This window comes from Streptomyces sp. NPDC026575 (genome assembly GCF_055567415.1).
In genome coordinates this window covers 194251-209703 of sequence record NZ_JBVHQM010000010.1, presented here as the reverse complement: position 1 = coordinate 209703, position 15453 = coordinate 194251, and the positions used below count along the sequence as shown (strand labels likewise).

14 protein-coding genes are annotated in these 15453 nt (G+C 73.4%); 10 read left to right on the top strand and 4 right to left on the bottom strand.

Annotation, left to right across the window (positions count from 1 at the left end; all coding sequences use genetic code 11):
• The first annotated feature begins 15 nt into the window (after positions 1-15).
• The 5 genes from ACZ4NB_RS16470 (at position 16) to ACZ4NB_RS16450 (ending at position 5386) form a co-directional block, all read left to right on the top strand.
• A complete protein-coding gene (locus ACZ4NB_RS16470; protein ID WP_467662036.1) occupies positions 16-873 on the top strand; it encodes a response regulator transcription factor in 858 nt (285 codons plus the stop codon).
• A 24-nt stretch (positions 874-897) separates the two neighbouring features.
• Positions 898-1923 (top strand): LacI family DNA-binding transcriptional regulator, encoded by a 1026-nt coding sequence (locus tag ACZ4NB_RS16465; RefSeq protein WP_393488399.1) that lies wholly within the window; start codon positions 898-900, stop codon positions 1921-1923.
• A 104-nt stretch (positions 1924-2027) separates the two neighbouring features.
• On the top strand, positions 2028-3056 hold the full coding sequence (locus ACZ4NB_RS16460; protein ID WP_467662034.1) for a S1C family serine protease: 1029 nt from the start codon (positions 2028-2030) through the stop codon (positions 3054-3056).
• Positions 3057-3185: 129 nt separating this feature from the next.
• Entirely contained in the window at positions 3186-3923 is a 738-nt protein-coding gene (locus ACZ4NB_RS16455; RefSeq protein ID WP_399148689.1) for a response regulator transcription factor, read from the top strand.
• Positions 3920-5386 carry a HAMP domain-containing sensor histidine kinase gene (locus tag ACZ4NB_RS16450; protein WP_467662031.1) on the top strand — a complete coding sequence of 489 codons (1467 nt, stop codon included), beginning with the start codon at positions 3920-3922 and terminating at the stop codon, positions 5384-5386. Before ACZ4NB_RS16455 ends, ACZ4NB_RS16450 begins: the two co-directional genes overlap by 4 nt.
• Positions 5387-5420: 34 nt before the next feature.
• On the opposite strand, the gene ACZ4NB_RS16445 is transcribed toward ACZ4NB_RS16450, so the two are convergent.
• Positions 5421-6806: an LmeA family phospholipid-binding protein gene (locus tag ACZ4NB_RS16445; protein WP_467662030.1), complete on the bottom strand. Its 1386-nt coding sequence runs from the start codon at positions 6804-6806 to the stop codon at positions 5421-5423.
• A gap of 201 nt (positions 6807-7007) precedes the next feature.
• Between ACZ4NB_RS16445 and ACZ4NB_RS16440 the strand changes: the two genes are divergently transcribed.
• Positions 7008-7865 (top strand): NAD(P)H-binding protein, encoded by an 858-nt coding sequence (locus ACZ4NB_RS16440; RefSeq protein ID WP_467662028.1) that lies wholly within the window; start codon positions 7008-7010, stop codon positions 7863-7865.
• Positions 7866-7939: 74 nt separating this feature from the next.
• The gene (locus ACZ4NB_RS16435) at positions 7940-8866 is read left to right on the top strand and encodes a phosphotransferase family protein (protein WP_467662026.1); all 927 of its coding nucleotides are present in this window, start codon (positions 7940-7942) and stop codon (positions 8864-8866) included.
• Between the two features lie 28 nt (positions 8867-8894).
• Here ACZ4NB_RS16435 and ACZ4NB_RS16430 read toward each other — a convergent pair whose 3' ends face one another.
• The gene (locus tag ACZ4NB_RS16430; RefSeq protein WP_467662024.1) at positions 8895-9362 is read right to left on the bottom strand and encodes a DUF3574 domain-containing protein; all 468 of its coding nucleotides are present in this window, start codon (positions 9360-9362) and stop codon (positions 8895-8897) included.
• A 124-nt stretch (positions 9363-9486) separates the two neighbouring features.
• Positions 9487-11298 carry a bifunctional metallophosphatase/5'-nucleotidase gene (locus tag ACZ4NB_RS16425; RefSeq protein WP_467662022.1) on the bottom strand — a complete coding sequence of 604 codons (1812 nt, stop codon included), beginning with the start codon at positions 11296-11298 and terminating at the stop codon, positions 9487-9489.
• A 175-nt stretch (positions 11299-11473) separates the two neighbouring features.
• Between ACZ4NB_RS16425 and mshD the strand changes: the two genes are divergently transcribed.
• Complete coding sequence (gene mshD / locus ACZ4NB_RS16420; protein ID WP_467662176.1) at positions 11474-12391, top strand: mycothiol synthase; 918 nt, start codon at positions 11474-11476, stop codon at positions 12389-12391.
• A 72-nt stretch (positions 12392-12463) separates the two neighbouring features.
• On the opposite strand, the gene ACZ4NB_RS16415 is transcribed toward mshD, so the two are convergent.
• Complete coding sequence (locus ACZ4NB_RS16415) at positions 12464-13063, bottom strand: GNAT family N-acetyltransferase (protein ID WP_467662021.1); 600 nt, start codon at positions 13061-13063, stop codon at positions 12464-12466.
• A gap of 104 nt (positions 13064-13167) precedes the next feature.
• On the opposite strand from ACZ4NB_RS16415, the gene ACZ4NB_RS16410 reads away from it, so the two are divergent.
• Positions 13168-14247, top strand: a complete 1080-nt coding sequence (locus tag ACZ4NB_RS16410) for an ATP-binding cassette domain-containing protein (RefSeq protein ID WP_467662020.1) — start codon at positions 13168-13170, stop codon at positions 14245-14247.
• On the top strand, positions 14244-15332 hold the full coding sequence (locus ACZ4NB_RS16405) for an ABC transporter permease (protein WP_467662019.1): 1089 nt from the start codon (positions 14244-14246) through the stop codon (positions 15330-15332). Before ACZ4NB_RS16410 ends, ACZ4NB_RS16405 begins: the two co-directional genes overlap by 4 nt.
• Positions 15333-15453: the final 121 nt, after the last annotated feature.

Below are 15453 nucleotides of genomic sequence, written 5' to 3'. Positions count from 1 at the left end.
GGCAGGTGGTCGGAGGTGAGTTCGCTCCTGCTGCTGACCAACGCACTCCAGCCGTCGACGGAGGTGCTCCCGGCGCTCGGTCTGTTGCTGCACAGCGTGCGGGTGGCCCCCGCCGAGGGCCCGGCCCTCATCGACACCCCCGGGGCCGACGTCATACTGATCGACGGCCGCCGGGACCTTCCGCACGTGCGGTCCCTGTGCCAGCTGCTGCGGTCCACCGGGCCCGGCTGCCCGCTGGTGCTGGTCGTCACGGAGGGCGGGCTGGCCGCCGTCACCGCCGACTGGGGCATCGACGACGTCCTGCTGGACACCGCCGGCCCCGCCGAGGTGGAGGCGCGGCTGCGGCTGGCGATGGGCCGCCAGCAGATCACCACCGACGACGGCCCGATGGAGATCCGCAACGGCGATCTCTCGGTGGACGAGGCGACCTACAGCGCCAAGCTCAAGGGCCGGGTCCTGGACCTGACCTTCAAGGAGTTCGAGCTGCTGAAGTACCTGGCGCAGCACCCGGGCCGGGTCTTCACCCGCGCCCAGCTCCTTCAGGAGGTCTGGGGCTATGACTACTTCGGCGGTACGCGGACGGTGGACGTGCACGTCCGGCGGCTGCGCGCCAAGCTCGGCCCCGAGCACGAGTCGCTGATCGGCACGGTCCGCAACGTCGGCTACCGCTTCGTGACGCCGGAGAAGGCGGAGCGCCCGGCGGAGGCCAAGGCCAAGGCGGAGGCCAAGGACAAGGAGGACGCCGAGCAGGCAGCCGTCGGGCCCGCCCGGGGCCCGTCCGCGGACGGCCGGGGCACCGGCGACGGCGACGGTTCCGCCAGGGCGGTCGCGGCCGGTGCGGAATCCACCGCCGTACGGCCTGCCCGCCGGTAGGACCACCCGCGTAGACTGCCGCGCGTGGCCAAGGTGACGCGGGATGATGTGGCAAGACTGGCGGGTACGTCCACCGCCGTTGTCAGTTACGTCATCAACAACGGACCACGGCCGGTCGCCCCGGCCACGCGCGAGCGGGTGCTCGCCGCCATCAAGGAACTCGGCTACCGGCCGGACCGCGTCGCGCAGGCGATGGCGTCCCGCCGTACCGACCTCATAGGTCTGATCGTGCCGGACACCCGGCAGCCGTTCTTCGCGGAGATGGCGCACGCGGTCGAGCAGGCCGCCGCCGAGCGCGGAAAGATGGTGCTGGTCGGCAACGCCAACTACCTCGACGAGCGCGAGGTGCACTATCTGCGCGCGTTCCTCGGGATGCGGGTCTCGGGGCTGATCCTGATCAGCCAGGGCCCCAGCGAGCACGCCGCCGCCGAGATCGACGCCTGGGACGCCCGGGTGGTGCTGCTGCACCGCAGGCCGGACGCCATCGACGACGTCGCGGTGATGACCGACGACATCTGGGGCGCGCAGCTGGCGACCCGGCATCTGCTGGAGCACGGCCACCCCTACGTCGCCTTCCTCGGCGGCACGGAGGAGACCCCGAAGTCCGGCGACCCGGTCACCGACCACGTCGAGGGCTGGCGGCGGGCCATGCTGGAGTCCGGCAAGACCCCGGACGGCCGCTACTTCCAGGCGCCGTACAACCGCTATGACGCCTACCAGGTCGCGCTGAAGCTGCTGGCCGGGCCGGAGCGGCCGCCGGCGATCATGTGCGCGACCGACGACCAGGCGATCGGTGTGCTGCGGGCCGCCCGCGAGCTGCGGATCGATGTGCCCGGGGAACTGGCGGTCGCCGGCTTCGACGACGTCAAGGAGGCCGGGCTGACGGATCCGCCGCTGACCACGGTCGCCTCGGACCGCGAGGCGATGGCGCGGGCGGCGGTCGACCTGGTGCTGGACGACGGGCTGCGGGTGGTCGGCTCCCGGCGGGAGCGGCTGCGGCAGTTCCCGTCGCGGCTGGTCGTGCGCCGTTCCTGCGGCTGCGACGGCTAGGGCCTGTCCGCCACCCGGGGGCCTTATACCGGGCATACCTACTTCTGTCGGGTCTCTCAGGGTGTTCTCAGACGGTTCTCATGGACCGGGAGCACAGTGATCACATGACCGAGAGCTACCGCCGAAGCGGCGACGAGATGCCACAGGACCGGCCCTACGCGTACGGCACCGAGCACAGCGAGCAGCACCACGGCGGGCCGGCCTTTCCGCCGCCTCCGCCGTACGCCCCCGCAGCCCCGCGGCGCCGGGCCCGCCGGCCGGTCGCGCTGATCGCGGCGGTGGCACTCGTCTCCGGTCTCGTCGGGGGCGGCAGCGCGGCGCTGATCGCCGGCGCGACCGTCCGCCAGAGCGCCGACGGTTCCTCGACCCCGCTGGTCAACGCGGGCAAGAGCAGCGGCAGCGGGGTCTCGGGCGTGGCCAAGGCGGTCAGCCCGGCGATAGTGGAGATCAAGGCGCGGACCGCGGGCGGGCAGTCCACCGGCTCCGGTGTCGTCATCACCGGCGACGGCGAGATCGTCACCAACAACCACGTGGTCGCGGGCGCGGACGAGGTGGTCGTCACCTTCGGCGACGGCAGCCGGAAGCGGGCCGAGGTCGTGGGCACCGACCCCGGCAAGGACCTGGCGCTGATCAAGGTCCGCGGCGCCAAGGGCCTGACGGCGGCGACGCTCGGCGACTCCGACAAGCTCGCGGTCGGCGACCAGGTGGTCGCCATCGGCTCCCCCGAGGGCCTCACCGGCTCCGTGACCAGCGGCATCGTCTCCGCCCTCAACCGGGACGTCACCGTCCCCAAGGAGGACGGCCGGCAGCGGCAGAGCGACCCGGACGGCGGTGGCGGCTGGCCGTTCGAGTTCGGCGGCAACCAGTACAACGGCGACACCGGCTCGTCGAAGACCTCCTACAAGGCCATACAGACCGATGCCTCGCTCAACCCGGGCAACTCCGGTGGCGCCCTGATCAACATGCAGGGGCAGATCGTCGGCATCAACTCCGCGATCTACTCGCCCAGCTCGGCGACCAGCAGCACGGCGGGCAGCGTCGGCCTCGGCTTCGCCATCCCGATCAACACCGTCAAGGCCGACCTCGACGCGCTGCGCGGCGGCGGGAGCGGGGGCGACAACAGCGGCGTCTGACGGCCCGCCCGGCACCCCCGACCGCCCCGCCCCGGGACGTTCCGCGTCCACGCCCCCGGACCGCCGCCGCCGTGCGAGGCTGAGGGCCGGCCCTTCCATCCCGTCGTCCCACCCGAGGAACCCCTCCACATGAGCCCCGCCGAGCACGGTGACCAGCCCGCCCGCATCCTGATCGTCGACGACGAGCCCGCGGTCCGCGAGGCGCTGCAGCGCTCGCTCGCCTTCGAGGGGTACGGCACCGAGCAGGCGGTCGACGGACTGGACGCGGTCGAGAAGGTCGCCTCCTACGACCCCGAGCTGATCGTGCTGGACGTCCTGATGCCGCGGATGGACGGGCTGACCGCGGCCCGCCGGCTCCGGGCGAGCGGGGTGACCGTACCGATCCTGATGCTGACCGCCCGTGACACGGTCGGCGACCGCGTCACGGGGCTGGACGCCGGCGCCGACGACTACCTCGTCAAGCCCTTCGAGCTGGACGAACTGCTCGCCCGGATCCGCGCGCTGCTGCGCCGCAGCTCCTACGCGGCGGCGGCCGGCGCGCAGCCCGAGGAGGGCGAGACGCTCGGCTTCGCCGATCTGCGGATGGACCTGTCGACCCGCGAGGTGACCCGGGGCGGCCGGCCGGTCGAGCTGACCCGCACCGAGTTCACCCTGCTGGAGATGTTCCTGGCGCATCCGCGGCAGGTCCTGACCCGCGAGCAGATCCTCAAGGCCGTCTGGGGCTTCGACTTCGAACCCACCTCCAACTCCCTCGACGTGTATGTGATGTACCTGCGCCGCAAGACCGAGGCGGGCGGCGAGCCGCGGCTGGTGCACACGGTGCGGGGGGTCGGGTACGTCCTGCGCACGGACGGCGGAGCGGAATGAACCCCGACCACACGGGCCCGGGCGGCCGGCTCGGCGCGCACTTCGGGCGGCTGCCGCTGCGCTCGCGGCTGACCCTGCTCACGGCCGCCGCGGTGGCGGTGGCGGTGGCGGTCTCCGCGCTCGCCTGCTGGCTGCTCACCCGCGCCCAGCTGCGCGACGAGGTGGACAACTCGCTGCAGAACGTCAGCGTCCCGGCGGACTATCTGCAGGTCACCTACGCCAACTGCCAGCCCACCGACCCCACCGAGAACAAGAACGCCCCGCCGTCGTACTACAACGTCCAGATCGTCCAGGTCGACGGCTCGCGCTGCGTGGGCCCCAACTCCCAGCCGGTGCGCGTGCAGCGCACCGACCTCGCGGTGGCGCAGGGCGTGCTGCGCGACACCCTGCACGACGCGGTCACCACCGGCGGTGCGGACGTGCGGGTGCTGACCAAGCACATGGACGTCCAGGGCGTGCAGTTCGCGGTGTCCATCTCGCGTCCGCTCAACGAGATCGACAGCGCGCTGAACACCCTCGCACTGCTGCTGGCCGCCGTCGCGGGGCTGGGCGTGGTCGGCGCGGGCACGGCCGGGCTGGTCATCGCGCGCTCCGGCCTCAAGCCCGTCGACCGCCTCACCGAGGCCGTCGAGCACGTCGCCCGCACCGAGGACCTGACCATCCGCATCCCGGCGGACGGCGAGGACGAGATCGCCCGCCTCTCCCGCTCCTTCAACTCCATGACCGCGGCGCTGGCCGCCTCCCGCGATCTGCAGCAGCAGCTGATCGCGGACGCGGGCCACGAGCTGCGGACGCCGCTGACCTCGCTGCGGACGAACATCGATCTGCTGGTGCGCAGCGAGCAGTCCGGCCGCGAGATCCCGGCGGCCGACAAGGCGGCGCTGCTGTCCTCGGTGAAGGCGCAGATGGGGGAGCTGGCGGCGCTGATCGGCGATCTTCAGGAGCTGTCGCGGCACCCCGAGCCCGGGCAGAGCGCCGTCGAGGTGGTGGCCCTGCACGACATCGTCGACTCGGCGCTGGGCCGGGCCCGGCTGCGCGGCCCGTCGCTGACCATCACCGCCGACATCGAGCCCTGGTACGTACGGGCGGAGCCGGCCGGGCTGGAGCGCGCGGTGGTCAACCTGCTGGACAACGCGGTCAAGTTCAGCCCGCCCGGCGGCGGCATCGAGGTCTCCCTGGCCGGCGGCGAGCTGACGGTGCGCGACCACGGACCGGGCATTGCGCAGGACGAGCTGCCGCATGTCTTCGAGCGGTTCTGGCGCTCGCCGTCCGCGCGCAGCCTGCCCGGCAGCGGCCTGGGGCTGTCGATCGTGGCGCGGACGGCGGAGCAGGCGGGCGGCGCGGTACGGCTGCGCTCCGCCGACCTCGGCGGCACCGAGGCGGTGCTGACCCTGCCGGGCGCGCCGACGCCCCCGCCGCAGCTGCCCGACGAGCCGCCGGTGCCGCCGGTCCCGGGGAGCTGAGCCCCCGGGCGGCGGCCGCCCCCCGCCCCCGTCGCTACTTCTTCTTCGCCGCGTCCCCGAACGGGAGGTTCGCCCCCGTCAGCTCGGCCCGGATGCCGTCCTGCTCGACGGAGATATTGCGCAGCCGGACGTCGCCGGGCGTCTTGGGGAGCCGGAAGGACAGCGACAGCCGGTCGGCGAGCTGCGGCTTGGTCAGCCCGCTGAGGGCGCCGAGGATCTTGGGGTCGATACCGACCTTCTCCAGCAGCCAGGGGTGGTCGATCACCACGTCGACGAGGTTGACCTTCATCAGCTGCTCGATGAAGCGCGGCGACCCGGTCAGCTCGTGCAGCTTCTCCTCGCTGCGCAGCGCCTCTTCGATGTACGCCCGGGGGATGCCGATCCGGTCCGCGATCGCCGGGACGGACAGCATCGACTTGACCTTGGCGGCCTGCCGGCTGAGGTCGGCGGCGGCCTTGCGGGTCAGCCGCAGGCCCTCCTCCTTGCCGGTGCCGGGGCGGTAGACGGCGATATCGCCGATGTCCAGGCGCATCCGGCTGATCTCGGTGGAGATACCGCGGTCGCCGGCCCGTTGAATGCGCGCCTCGGCCCGTACGCGCAATGCGTGGCCGGCGATCGGTAGTTGCCCTTCCGCGCGGATGGAATTGTGGCCCAGCTCACTGAATTTCACCTGCGAGGCGCCCAGTTCGCGATTCATGTCGTCAAAGGCGAGCAGCACGGTGCCGTTCATGGAGCCGATCGTGGCGCCCTTGATGGAGGTGGGCAGATCGCCGTCGAGGCGTACGTCGTTCGCGGTCGCCTCGAATTTCGCCAGCGATACCCGGTCGGCGGCGACATCGGGAATGGTGACGTGCACCCGGTCGACGCGCTTGCCCAGGACCTGGGTGAGGAACGGGAATCCCTGGATGTCGACTTCCGGGGTGGCGTTCAGATGCATGGCGTCCTTCAGCTTCTCCGCGGTCTTGTCCTGTGCGTACAGGACGGCGAACCGGTCGAAGAGGCTGAGGAACGCGGTGCACACCAGCACCGCCACCAGCAGTTTGATGGTGATCGGGACGGCGGCGAAGCGGCTGATGCCGCGCTTGGCGCGGCGGTGGTTGGGCCGCTTCCAGACCTCGCCCTCGTCGTCGTCCGAGCGCAGCCCCAGGCCCAGCGGGTCGTCGCTGTCGTCGCGCTCGTTGAGGTAGCTGCGGCGGCGGACGGATCCGGGGCCGTCGTAGGTGCCGAATTCCTCGTCGAGTTCGGCCGCCGGGTCCGGCTCGGGGTCGGCGAGGGCCGCCAGATCCGCATAGGGATTGACCGGTTCAAGCTTTCTGGTGTCGCCGGCGGGGCCGTTTCCGGCGCCCGGCACCGGGGAATCGGAGGAGGGCCGATCAGCGGATGCCGGCGAGGGTGAGGGTATGCGTATGGGGGATCGCATCCGAACATCCCACCATGAGCACGGGCCTTGAACGCAACTCAAACCGGGGGTAAGCCGGATAAGTGAGGGTTGTCCACTCCGTCTTGGCAAAAAATTGCCGCGCCCGCCGAACGGACCTGAACTACCGTCACTCCTCTTGCCCGACCGCGGAACCGGCCCTGTTCGGAAGGCCGAATTCCCCTTTCTCCGAAGGTGGTCCTCATGATCGTGGTAACCGGAGCAACCGGCAATATCGGCCGCTGCCTCGTCGACCGGCTCCTCGCGGAGGGCGCCGCGGTACGCGCGCTGACCCGCGATCCGGCGCGCGCCGCGCTGCCGGCCGGGGCCGAGGTGGTCCGCGCCGACCTCACCGGCACCGGCGACCTCGCACCGCTCCTCGCCGGCGCCGACGCGCTCTTCCTCAACCTGGCGGCCGGTGGTGACGGGGCGGCCGCCCGCCTGATCGACGCCGCCGCCAAGGCCGGCGTCCGCCGGATCGTCCTCAACTCCTCGATGGGGGTGACCGACACCCCCGCCGACGAGAGCAACTTCATCTCCCGTATGCACGCCGCCCTGGAGCGCGCGGTGCGCGACTCCGGCCTGGAGTGGACCTTCGTCCGCGGCGCCAACTACGCCACCAACACCCTCGCCTGGGCCCCGTCGATCCGTGCGACCGGTGTGGTGCGCGATGCGCACCCGGGCGCCCGGGGCGTGCCCGTCCACGAGGCCGACCTCGCCGATGTCGCCGCCGTCGCCCTCCTGGACCGCACCGGCGCCCATCTGGGCCGGGCCTACCTGGTCACCGGCCCCGAGCCGATGACCGTCGCCGAGCAGGTCGCCGAGATCGGCCGGGCCATCGGGCGCGAGACCCGCGTCGAGCAGATCTCGGAGGACGAGGCGGTCGAGGCGATGGCCGGCCCGCACCTGCCCGAGGAGGCCGCCCGGGAGCTGGTCCGGATGTTCGGCGGGACCGTCGACGCCCCGGCCTTCCCCGTCTCCGACGCCGTCGCACGCGTCACGGGCCGCCCGGCCCGCACCTTCGCCCAGTGGGCGCGGGACCACGCCGCCGACTTCTCCTGAGCGGCCGGCGGCCGGGGCCCGGGCCGGGCGAAAACCCTTTGCCCTGCGGGCTCTTGCCGCCTTACCGTCCGCGCATGCTGCCTCGCGTGGACACGGACGACCAGTGGGACGCGGTCGTCCCCGATGAAGCGGTGATGCGGCCGGGGGCCGCCGAGCTCTGCAGGCGGCTGGGGCTGGCGGACGCGCCCCTGGACCGCTTCCCCGTCGGCTCGCAGCCGGTGTACGCCGTCGGGGACCGCTATGTGCTCAAGCTCTTCCCCGCCGCCGGCGCCGCCGACGCGATCGCCGAGGCCCGGGTCCTGTCCCACCTCCAGGGGCGGCTCCCCGTGCCCACGCCCTACGTCCACGACTCCGGCGAGTACGTCAACGGCTGGCGCTATGTGCTGATGTCCCGGCTGCGCGGCACCGACCTCGCCGTCGCCTGGCCCCGCATCCCCCGCGCCGAACAGGACCGCATCGCCACCGAGGCCGGCGAGACCCTCGCCGCGCTGCACGCCCTGGACCCCGCACCGCTCACCGACGTCCTGGGTCCTGAGGACTGGGGCGCCTTCCTCGGCCGCCGGCGCGCCGCGGCCGTCGAACAGCAGCGCTCCCGCGGGCTCCCGGAGCCCTGGCTGGAGCGGATCCCCGACTTCCTCGACTCCGTGGCGCTGCCCGCGCAGGAGCCCGCAGCCCTCCTGCACACCGAGTTCATGCGCGGGCACATGACGGTCGACGAGGCCGACGACTGGCGGCTGACCGGACTCCTCGACTTCGAGCCCGCCATGATCGGGCACCGCGCCTACGACTTCGTCGCCGTGGGCCTGTTCGTCTCCCGCGCCGATCCCCGCCTGCTGTCCCGGGTCTTCGCCGCCTACGGCGCGCACTTCGCGCCCCGCGAGCTGCTGGCCTACACACTGCTGCACGTCCACAGCGACCTCCCCTGGTACCTGCGCGAACTGCCCGCCCCGCCCGAGGCGACCCTGGAGTCGCTGGCGGAGCGGTGGTTCGGGACGCGGTGAACGCAGCGGGCCGCGCGGGTGCGGCGGCTCAGAAGTCCACCATCGCCCGGTCGTCGACGCGGGCCACCGACTCCTGGCCGAAGCGCTTGGCGTAGGCGCGGCGGATGCGCTCGATCGCGGGGTCGTGCCGGCGGGCCTGCGAGGTGGGGTAGAGGAGGATGAGCTCGTAGGAGCGCTCGCGTTCGATGGTGCCGTGCGCGTCGCGGTACTGGCCCCGGCCCGCCCGGACGGTCAGGCCGTCGGGAAAGTGCGGGGTGACGAAGCCGTCGACGAAGGCGCGGAACTGCCGGTCGGTGACCGCGGGGCCGCCGTCGGGGCGGGCGGTGCCGAAGAACAGGCTGGTCTCGATGTAGGGGCTGCCGTGGGCGGGCAGCGGCGGCTGCGAGACGGGCGCGCGCCCCGGGGCCACGGCGGGAGCCGCGGCGGAGGACGCGGCGCCGAGCAGGACGGTGCACACGGCCAGTACGGCCAGCCGCCCGCGGGCGTGCTGGGACATCGTGCGCAGGGAACGCGACGCGGACAGGGAACGCAAGGGGGCTTCCTCTCGTGGGACCGGCCGAGCGGGGTGCTCGGCCGGATAACGAGAGGAAGCCCCCGGAGCTACTGCGGGCCGCCCGCGGCTACTTCACCACGGTGATCCGGTCCGCCTTGGGCGGGGTGAGGGGCCGCTCCGCCGAGGAGTGGGCGGTCAGGTAGCCGGTGAAGGCGTCGAGGTCGGAGGGGCCGACGTACTTGTTCCGGCCGTCCTTGAAGGCGGGGAAGCCGTCGCCGCCGCCGGCCAGGAACTCGTTCATGGCGACGCGGTAGGTCTTGGCGGGGTCCAGGGCGGCACCGTTCAGCTTGATCGAGTCCTTGACGACGCGGTCGGCGCCCTTCTTGGTCATGTCGAGGGTGTAGGTGAGGCCGTCGGAGACCTGGAGGATCTTGGGGGATGCCTCGTTGGGGCCGCTGACCTGCTGCTGGAGGGCGGTCAGCAGCTGGGCGCCGGTGAGGTCGACGACGTTGGTCATGTTGGTGAAGGGCTGGACGGTGAACGCCTCGCCGTAGGTGACCACGCCGTCGCCCTCCGAGCCGGACGCCGTGAAGGCGAGGTCGGAGCGGATGCCGCCGGGGTTCATCAGCGCGAGCTGGGCGCCGCCCTTGTCGGCCGCCTTGGTGGCTTCGAGCTGGGCGTCGGCGATGACGTCGCCGAGCGGGGACTCGGGGGCGTTCGCGCCGCGGCCGGCGATATCGGCGGAGATATGGCCCACCGGGCGGTTGGCGACCGGGGCGGCGAGCTTGTTCCAGCGGGCGATCAGCGACGTCATGTCCGCGGCCTTGGGCTGGGTGCGGTCGACGACGTGGTTGACCGCGCCGGGGGCCTTGACGCTGGTGCGCACGATGTCGCCGGTGCGGCGGTCGTAGGTCAGCGTGGTGTCGGTGTAGAGCTTGCCGTAGGACGCGGCGGAGGTGACGGTGCGCGGCCGGCCGGAGGGGTCGGGGATGGTGCAGGCGTAGGCCTGGTGGGTGTGGCCGGTGACCAGGGCGTCGACCCGGGGGGTGACGTGCTTGGCGATCTCGGTGATCGGGCCGGATATTCCGTCGCCGGGGCCGGGGCTGTCGCACTTGTAGTTGTAGGAGGTGGAGGCGGGCATGCCGCCCTCGTGGATGAGGGCCACGATCGCCTTGACGCCCTGCTTGTTCAGCACCTTGGCGTACTTGTTGATCGTCTCGACCTCGTCGTGGAACTTCAGGCCCTTGATGCCCTCGGCGTTGACGATGTCGGGGGTGCCCTCCAGCGTCACGCCGATGAAGCCGATCTTGACGCCCTTGCGCTGCCAGACGGTGTACGGCTTGAGCAGCGGCTTGCCGGTCGTCTCGTCCGTGACGTTGGCGGTCAGGTACGGGAAGCCGGCGCCCCGGAACTTCCTGCCGTCCTCGTAGCAGCCGTCCTTCGGGTGGCAGCCGCCCTTCTGCAGGCGGGTCAACTCCGCGCGGCCCTCGTCGAATTCGTGGTTGCCGACGGAGGTGACGTCCAGGCCCAGCCTGTCCATGGCCTCGATGGTCGGCTCGTCGTGGAACAGCCCGGACACCAGCGGGCTGGCGCCGACCATGTCACCGGCCGCCGCGGTGACCGAGTAGGGGTGGCCCTTGCGCGCCGTGCGCAGGGACTGGGCCAGGTACTCGACGCCGCCGGCCGGGACGGCCTTCTTGGTGCCGTCCGGCTGGAGCTCCTCGACCGTGCCGGAGGAGCCCTGCGGCGGTTCGAGGTTGCCGTGGAAGTCGTTGAAGGAGAGCAGCTGTACGTCGACCGTGCGGCCGGAGCGCTCCGCCGCGCCGGTGTCGGCGCCGGCCGGCAGGGCGGTGGCGGCAAGGCCCGCCGCGGCGGCCAGGGCGGCGGCGCCGATCGTCAATCTTCGTACGGTGCGGCGCCGTTGCGTTGTCGCTGGCATGGGTTCCCCTCCTGGATGTACCTGAGCGGACGGCAGCATACGGTTGACGCGCGTAGCGCAACAGGGGGTGCGGGGTTACGGACGGGTGGCCGGGGAGCGGCGGGGGCGTGGGTGGCGCCCCTGCGCGGCCCCGGCCGGGTCGTACGCTTCAGACATGACTGACGCTGCACAGGAGATGGGACGCACCGGCCGCCGGATCCAGGTGGTCGACGAGCTCGGGCCGGAAGGGGCCGCGGCCGTCCTGGAGCTGATCGAGCGGGCCGCGCGCACGGACGGGCAGCCCGCCGTGTCCGAGCAGGGCCGGCTCCAGCTGCGGGGCGGCCCGCGCGAGGGCGTGCGGCATGTGCTGGTGTGCGCGCGCGGGGAAGAGGCCGAGGAGCTGGTCGCGTACGGGCAGCTGGAGGACACCGACCCGGTCGAGGCGCCGGCCGCCGAGCTGGTGGTGCACCCCGGGTTCCGCGGCCGCGGGCACGGCCGGGCGCTGGGCGGTGAGCTGCTGGAGCAGTCCGGGCGCCGGCTGCGGGTCTGGGCCCACGGCGGGCATCCGGCCGCCCGGCACCTGGCCCAGACCCTGGGGCTGACGATGTTCCGGGAGCTGCGGCAGATGCGGCGCCCGCTGGTGGATCTGGAGCTGGCCGAGCCGGTGCTCCCCGAGGGCGTGTCGGTACGGACCTTCCAGCCCGGCACGGACGACGCGGCCTGGCTGGAGGTGAACGCGGAGGCGTTCGCGCACCACCCGGAGCAGGGCTCGCTGACCCAGCGCGACCTGGAGGACCGCAAGGGCGAGGCGTGGTTCGACCCGAAGGGCTTCTTCCTGGCGGAGAAGGACGGCCGGCTGGTCGGCTTCCACTGGACCAAGGTGCACGCCGACGAGGGCCTGGGCGAGGTCTATGTGCTCGGGGTGCGGCCCGGAGCCCAGGGCGGCGGCCTGGGCAAGGCGCTGACCTCGATCGGACTGCGGCATCTGGCGGGCCAGGGGCTGCCGACGGCGATGCTCTACGTCGACGCGGACAACGCGGCGGCGGTGTCGGTGTACGAGCGGATGGGGTTCGTCACGCACGAGACGGATCTGATGTACCGCTCGGAGACGTGACGGGCGCGCACGCGGGGACGTGAGCGGCGGGGCGGGCCTCCAAGGGCCCGCCCCGCTCGTCGTTCGGCGTCCTCAGCCCCGCCGGGCCCGCCACTCGCGCGCCAGCATCGCGTAGACCACCTCGTCGGTCCATTCGCCGTCGAGGAACTCGTTCTCCCGCAGATGCCCCTCGCGGCGCATCCCCAGCCGCTCCAGGACCCGGGCCGAGGCGGTGTTGCGGCCGTCCAACTCGGCCTGGACGCGGTGCAGTCCCAGCTCCTCGAAGCCCAGCTCCAGCAGCGCGCGGCCGGCTTCGGTGGCGTAACCCCGCCCGGAGTGGTCGGGGTTGAAGACATAGCCGATGCCGCCCTGGCGGTGCTCGCGGCTGGTGTAGACGAAGGTGACGTCGCCGACCAGCGTGCCCGTCTCGCGGACGACGACGGCGAGCTGGAGGATGTCGCCGGAGTCGCGCAGCGTGGTGCGGGTGGACTTGGTGGCGACGGAGGTCCGGGACCCGGCCTCGTCGAGGGGTCCCCAGTACAGGTACCGGCAGACCTCGGGCCGCCGTTGGTAGGTGTGGATCGCGGCGAAGTCGTCGGCGGTGACGGGGCGCAGATCCAGCCGTGCGGTGCGGATCGGGTAGTCGGGGGTGTACGGCAGCGGCGGCGCTGGGAGCTCGGAAGGCAGGGGCACACGGCCAGCGTAGGCGTCGAGGTTGACAGGTGCAGCCCACTTCCCGCACGCTTCCACTACTTCATTAGTGGAATGAGGCGGGGATGGGGCAGGGGGCGCGGGGGATGGCGATACGGCCGGTGGGCGGCCACGAGGCGAACGGCGGCGCCGCGGACCGCACCGCCATCGAGGCGATCGGCCTCGGCAAGCGCCACCGCCGCCGCTGGGCGCTGCGCGACTGCACCTTCCGGCTGCCGCCCGGCCGTATCTGCGCACTGGTCGGGCCGGCCGGCGCCGGCAAGACCACCCTGCTCTCGCTCGCGTCCGGGCTGGTGCGCCCCACCGAAGGCGCGGTGCGGATCGGCGGTGCGAACGGGTCCGGCCCGGCCGCCCGCGCCAAGGTCGCGTGGGTGGCCCAAGGCGGGCCGCTCTCCCCCCGGTTGACGGTCGCCGAGACGCTGCGGCTGGGCCGCGAACTCACCCCCGGGCACTGGGACGAGCGGCGCGCCGAGCAGATCGTGCGGGCCGGCCGGCTCCCCCTGGATGCCCGCGTCGGCATCCTGTCTGCCGGGCAGGGCGCCCACCTCGCGCTCACCCTGGCCCTCGCCCGGCAGCCCGAACTCCTGCTGCTCGACGACCTGCCGGCGCACGCCGACCCGCTCGTGCGGCACCGGGTCGCCGCGCTGCTGCTGGCCCAGGCCGCCGAGTACGGCACCACCGTCGTGATGGCCGCGCCGCCGCTCGCCGAACTGGACGGGCTCTGCGACCACCTGCTGGTGCTGGCCGGCGGCCGGATCCGGCTCGCGGGCGCGGCTGAGGACGCCGTCGGGGCGCACGCCCTGGTGATGGGGGAGCGGCGGGGCGAGGGGCTGCCGCCCCGGATCGCCGCCCACCCGGTCGTCGACGCACAGCTGACCGGGCGTCACTTCACCGCGCTCGTACGGCCCGAGGGCGCGATCGCCCCCGGGCCCTGGGAGGTGGCGCAGCCGTCCGTCGAGGAGCTTCTGCTCGGCTATCTGCGGGCCCCCGACGCGCCCGCGCCGAGCGCGCCGGGCGGGGAGCCGGCCGCTTTGCGCCGCCTCCCCGGCGGCACCCCCGGGCACCGGCCCGGCATCCCCGGTATGCCGCGCAACGCGGCACCCGGCCGGCCCGGCGCACCACGCATCGGCCACGACCAGCACAGCGGCAAGGGAGCGGCGGCATGACCGGCACCACGGCACACCTCACGGCGAACGGGAACGGGAACGGGCCCGATGCGGGCGGCACCGGCCACGGCGACGGGCCCGGCGACCCGGCCGGCCGCCGGACGGCTCCCCGCCGCGTCCCGCCGCGCGGCCTGGCCTGGCTGGTCTGGCGGCAGCACCGCCTGGTCCTGGGCGCCGCGCTCGCCGGATCGGCCGCCGCCGCGGTCTGGGGCGCGGTGCTGCGCGGCCGGATGGCCGGGTTCATCGACGCCCACCACCTCGCGGGCTGCTCGCTGATCTCCCAGGTCCCGCGCTGCGAGGGCACCCAGGAGGCGGTCGGCGCCTTCCGCGCGGCCTACCACCCGTCCCTCCAGCTCGCCGAGCTGGGGCTGGTGCTGCTGCCCGCGCTCATCGGCGTGTTCCTCGGCGCGCCGCTGATCGCCCGCGAGCTGGAGGCCGGCACCCACCAGCTCGTACTGACCCAGTCGGTCGGCCCGCTGCGCTGGCTCGCGGCGAAGCTCGCGCTGCCCGCGCTGGTCGTGCTCGCCGCGACCTCGGGACTCTCGGCGGTCTTCGCCTGGCTCTGGCGGGTCGGCGGCGACGAGGTCTCCGGCTCCTACTGGTACTCCGTCCTCGGCTTCGGCTCGCTCGGCCCGATACCCGTCGCCTACGCCCTGCTGGGCCTGGCGGCCGGGACGCTGACCGGTCTGCTGCTGCGCCGTACGGTCTCCTCGATGGCCCTCACCCTGGCCGCCATGATCGTGCTGCAGTCCGCGTTCCACCTGCTCAGGCCGTATCTGATGCCGGCCACCACGACCGAGTTCGGGCGGGACGCGGCGACCTCGGCGCCGGACGACAGCTGGGTCCTGGGGGAGGGGTGGACCACCCGCTCCGGCGCCCGGCTGACCGCGGAGGACATGGGCTGCCGGCCCGAGGGCGACTTCGCCGCCTGCCTGCGCGAGCACGACGTCACCGGCCGGTTCCTGGACCAGCACCCGGCGGCGCACCACTGGCCGCTGGCGTGGATCGAGGCCGGGCTCGTCCTGGCGCTGGCGGCGGCCTTGACCGCGGTCGCCTTCCGGGTGATGCGCCGCCGGCACGGCTGAGGCGGCGCGCGGCGGCCGGGCGCCCTCCCGCGCCGCCGTCACGGCCGCTATCTTGGCGGCCCCGAGGGACCCCCGGAAGGCACCGGGAGGCGGCAACCGGGCCGGTGTCCGCCCCCCGCCC

What these genes read in the sequence shown, in the direction of transcription:
- ACZ4NB_RS16460 (WP_467662034.1), top strand. Translation starts at nt 2,028, where the DNA reads ATGACCGAGAGCTACCGCCGAAGCGGCGACGAGATGCCACAGGACCGG.
- ACZ4NB_RS16455 (WP_399148689.1), top strand. Translation starts at nt 3,186, where the DNA reads ATGAGCCCCGCCGAGCACGGTGACCAGCCCGCCCGCATCCTGATCGTC.
- ACZ4NB_RS16450 (WP_467662031.1), top strand. Translation starts at nt 3,920, where the DNA reads ATGAACCCCGACCACACGGGCCCGGGCGGCCGGCTCGGCGCGCACTTC.
- ACZ4NB_RS16445 (WP_467662030.1), bottom strand. Translation starts at nt 6,806, where the DNA reads ATGCGATCCCCCATACGCATACCCTCACCCTCGCCGGCATCCGCTGAT.
- ACZ4NB_RS16440 (WP_467662028.1), top strand. Translation starts at nt 7,008, where the DNA reads ATGATCGTGGTAACCGGAGCAACCGGCAATATCGGCCGCTGCCTCGTC.
- ACZ4NB_RS16435 (WP_467662026.1), top strand. Translation starts at nt 7,940, where the DNA reads ATGCTGCCTCGCGTGGACACGGACGACCAGTGGGACGCGGTCGTCCCC.
- ACZ4NB_RS16430 (WP_467662024.1), bottom strand. Translation starts at nt 9,362, where the DNA reads ATGTCCCAGCACGCCCGCGGGCGGCTGGCCGTACTGGCCGTGTGCACC.
- ACZ4NB_RS16425 (WP_467662022.1), bottom strand. Translation starts at nt 11,298, where the DNA reads ATGCCAGCGACAACGCAACGGCGCCGCACCGTACGAAGATTGACGATC.
- mshD (WP_467662176.1), top strand. Translation starts at nt 11,474, where the DNA reads ATGGGACGCACCGGCCGCCGGATCCAGGTGGTCGACGAGCTCGGGCCG.
- ACZ4NB_RS16410 (WP_467662020.1), top strand. Translation starts at nt 13,168, where the DNA reads ATGGCGATACGGCCGGTGGGCGGCCACGAGGCGAACGGCGGCGCCGCG.
- ACZ4NB_RS16405 (WP_467662019.1), top strand. Translation starts at nt 14,244, where the DNA reads ATGACCGGCACCACGGCACACCTCACGGCGAACGGGAACGGGAACGGG.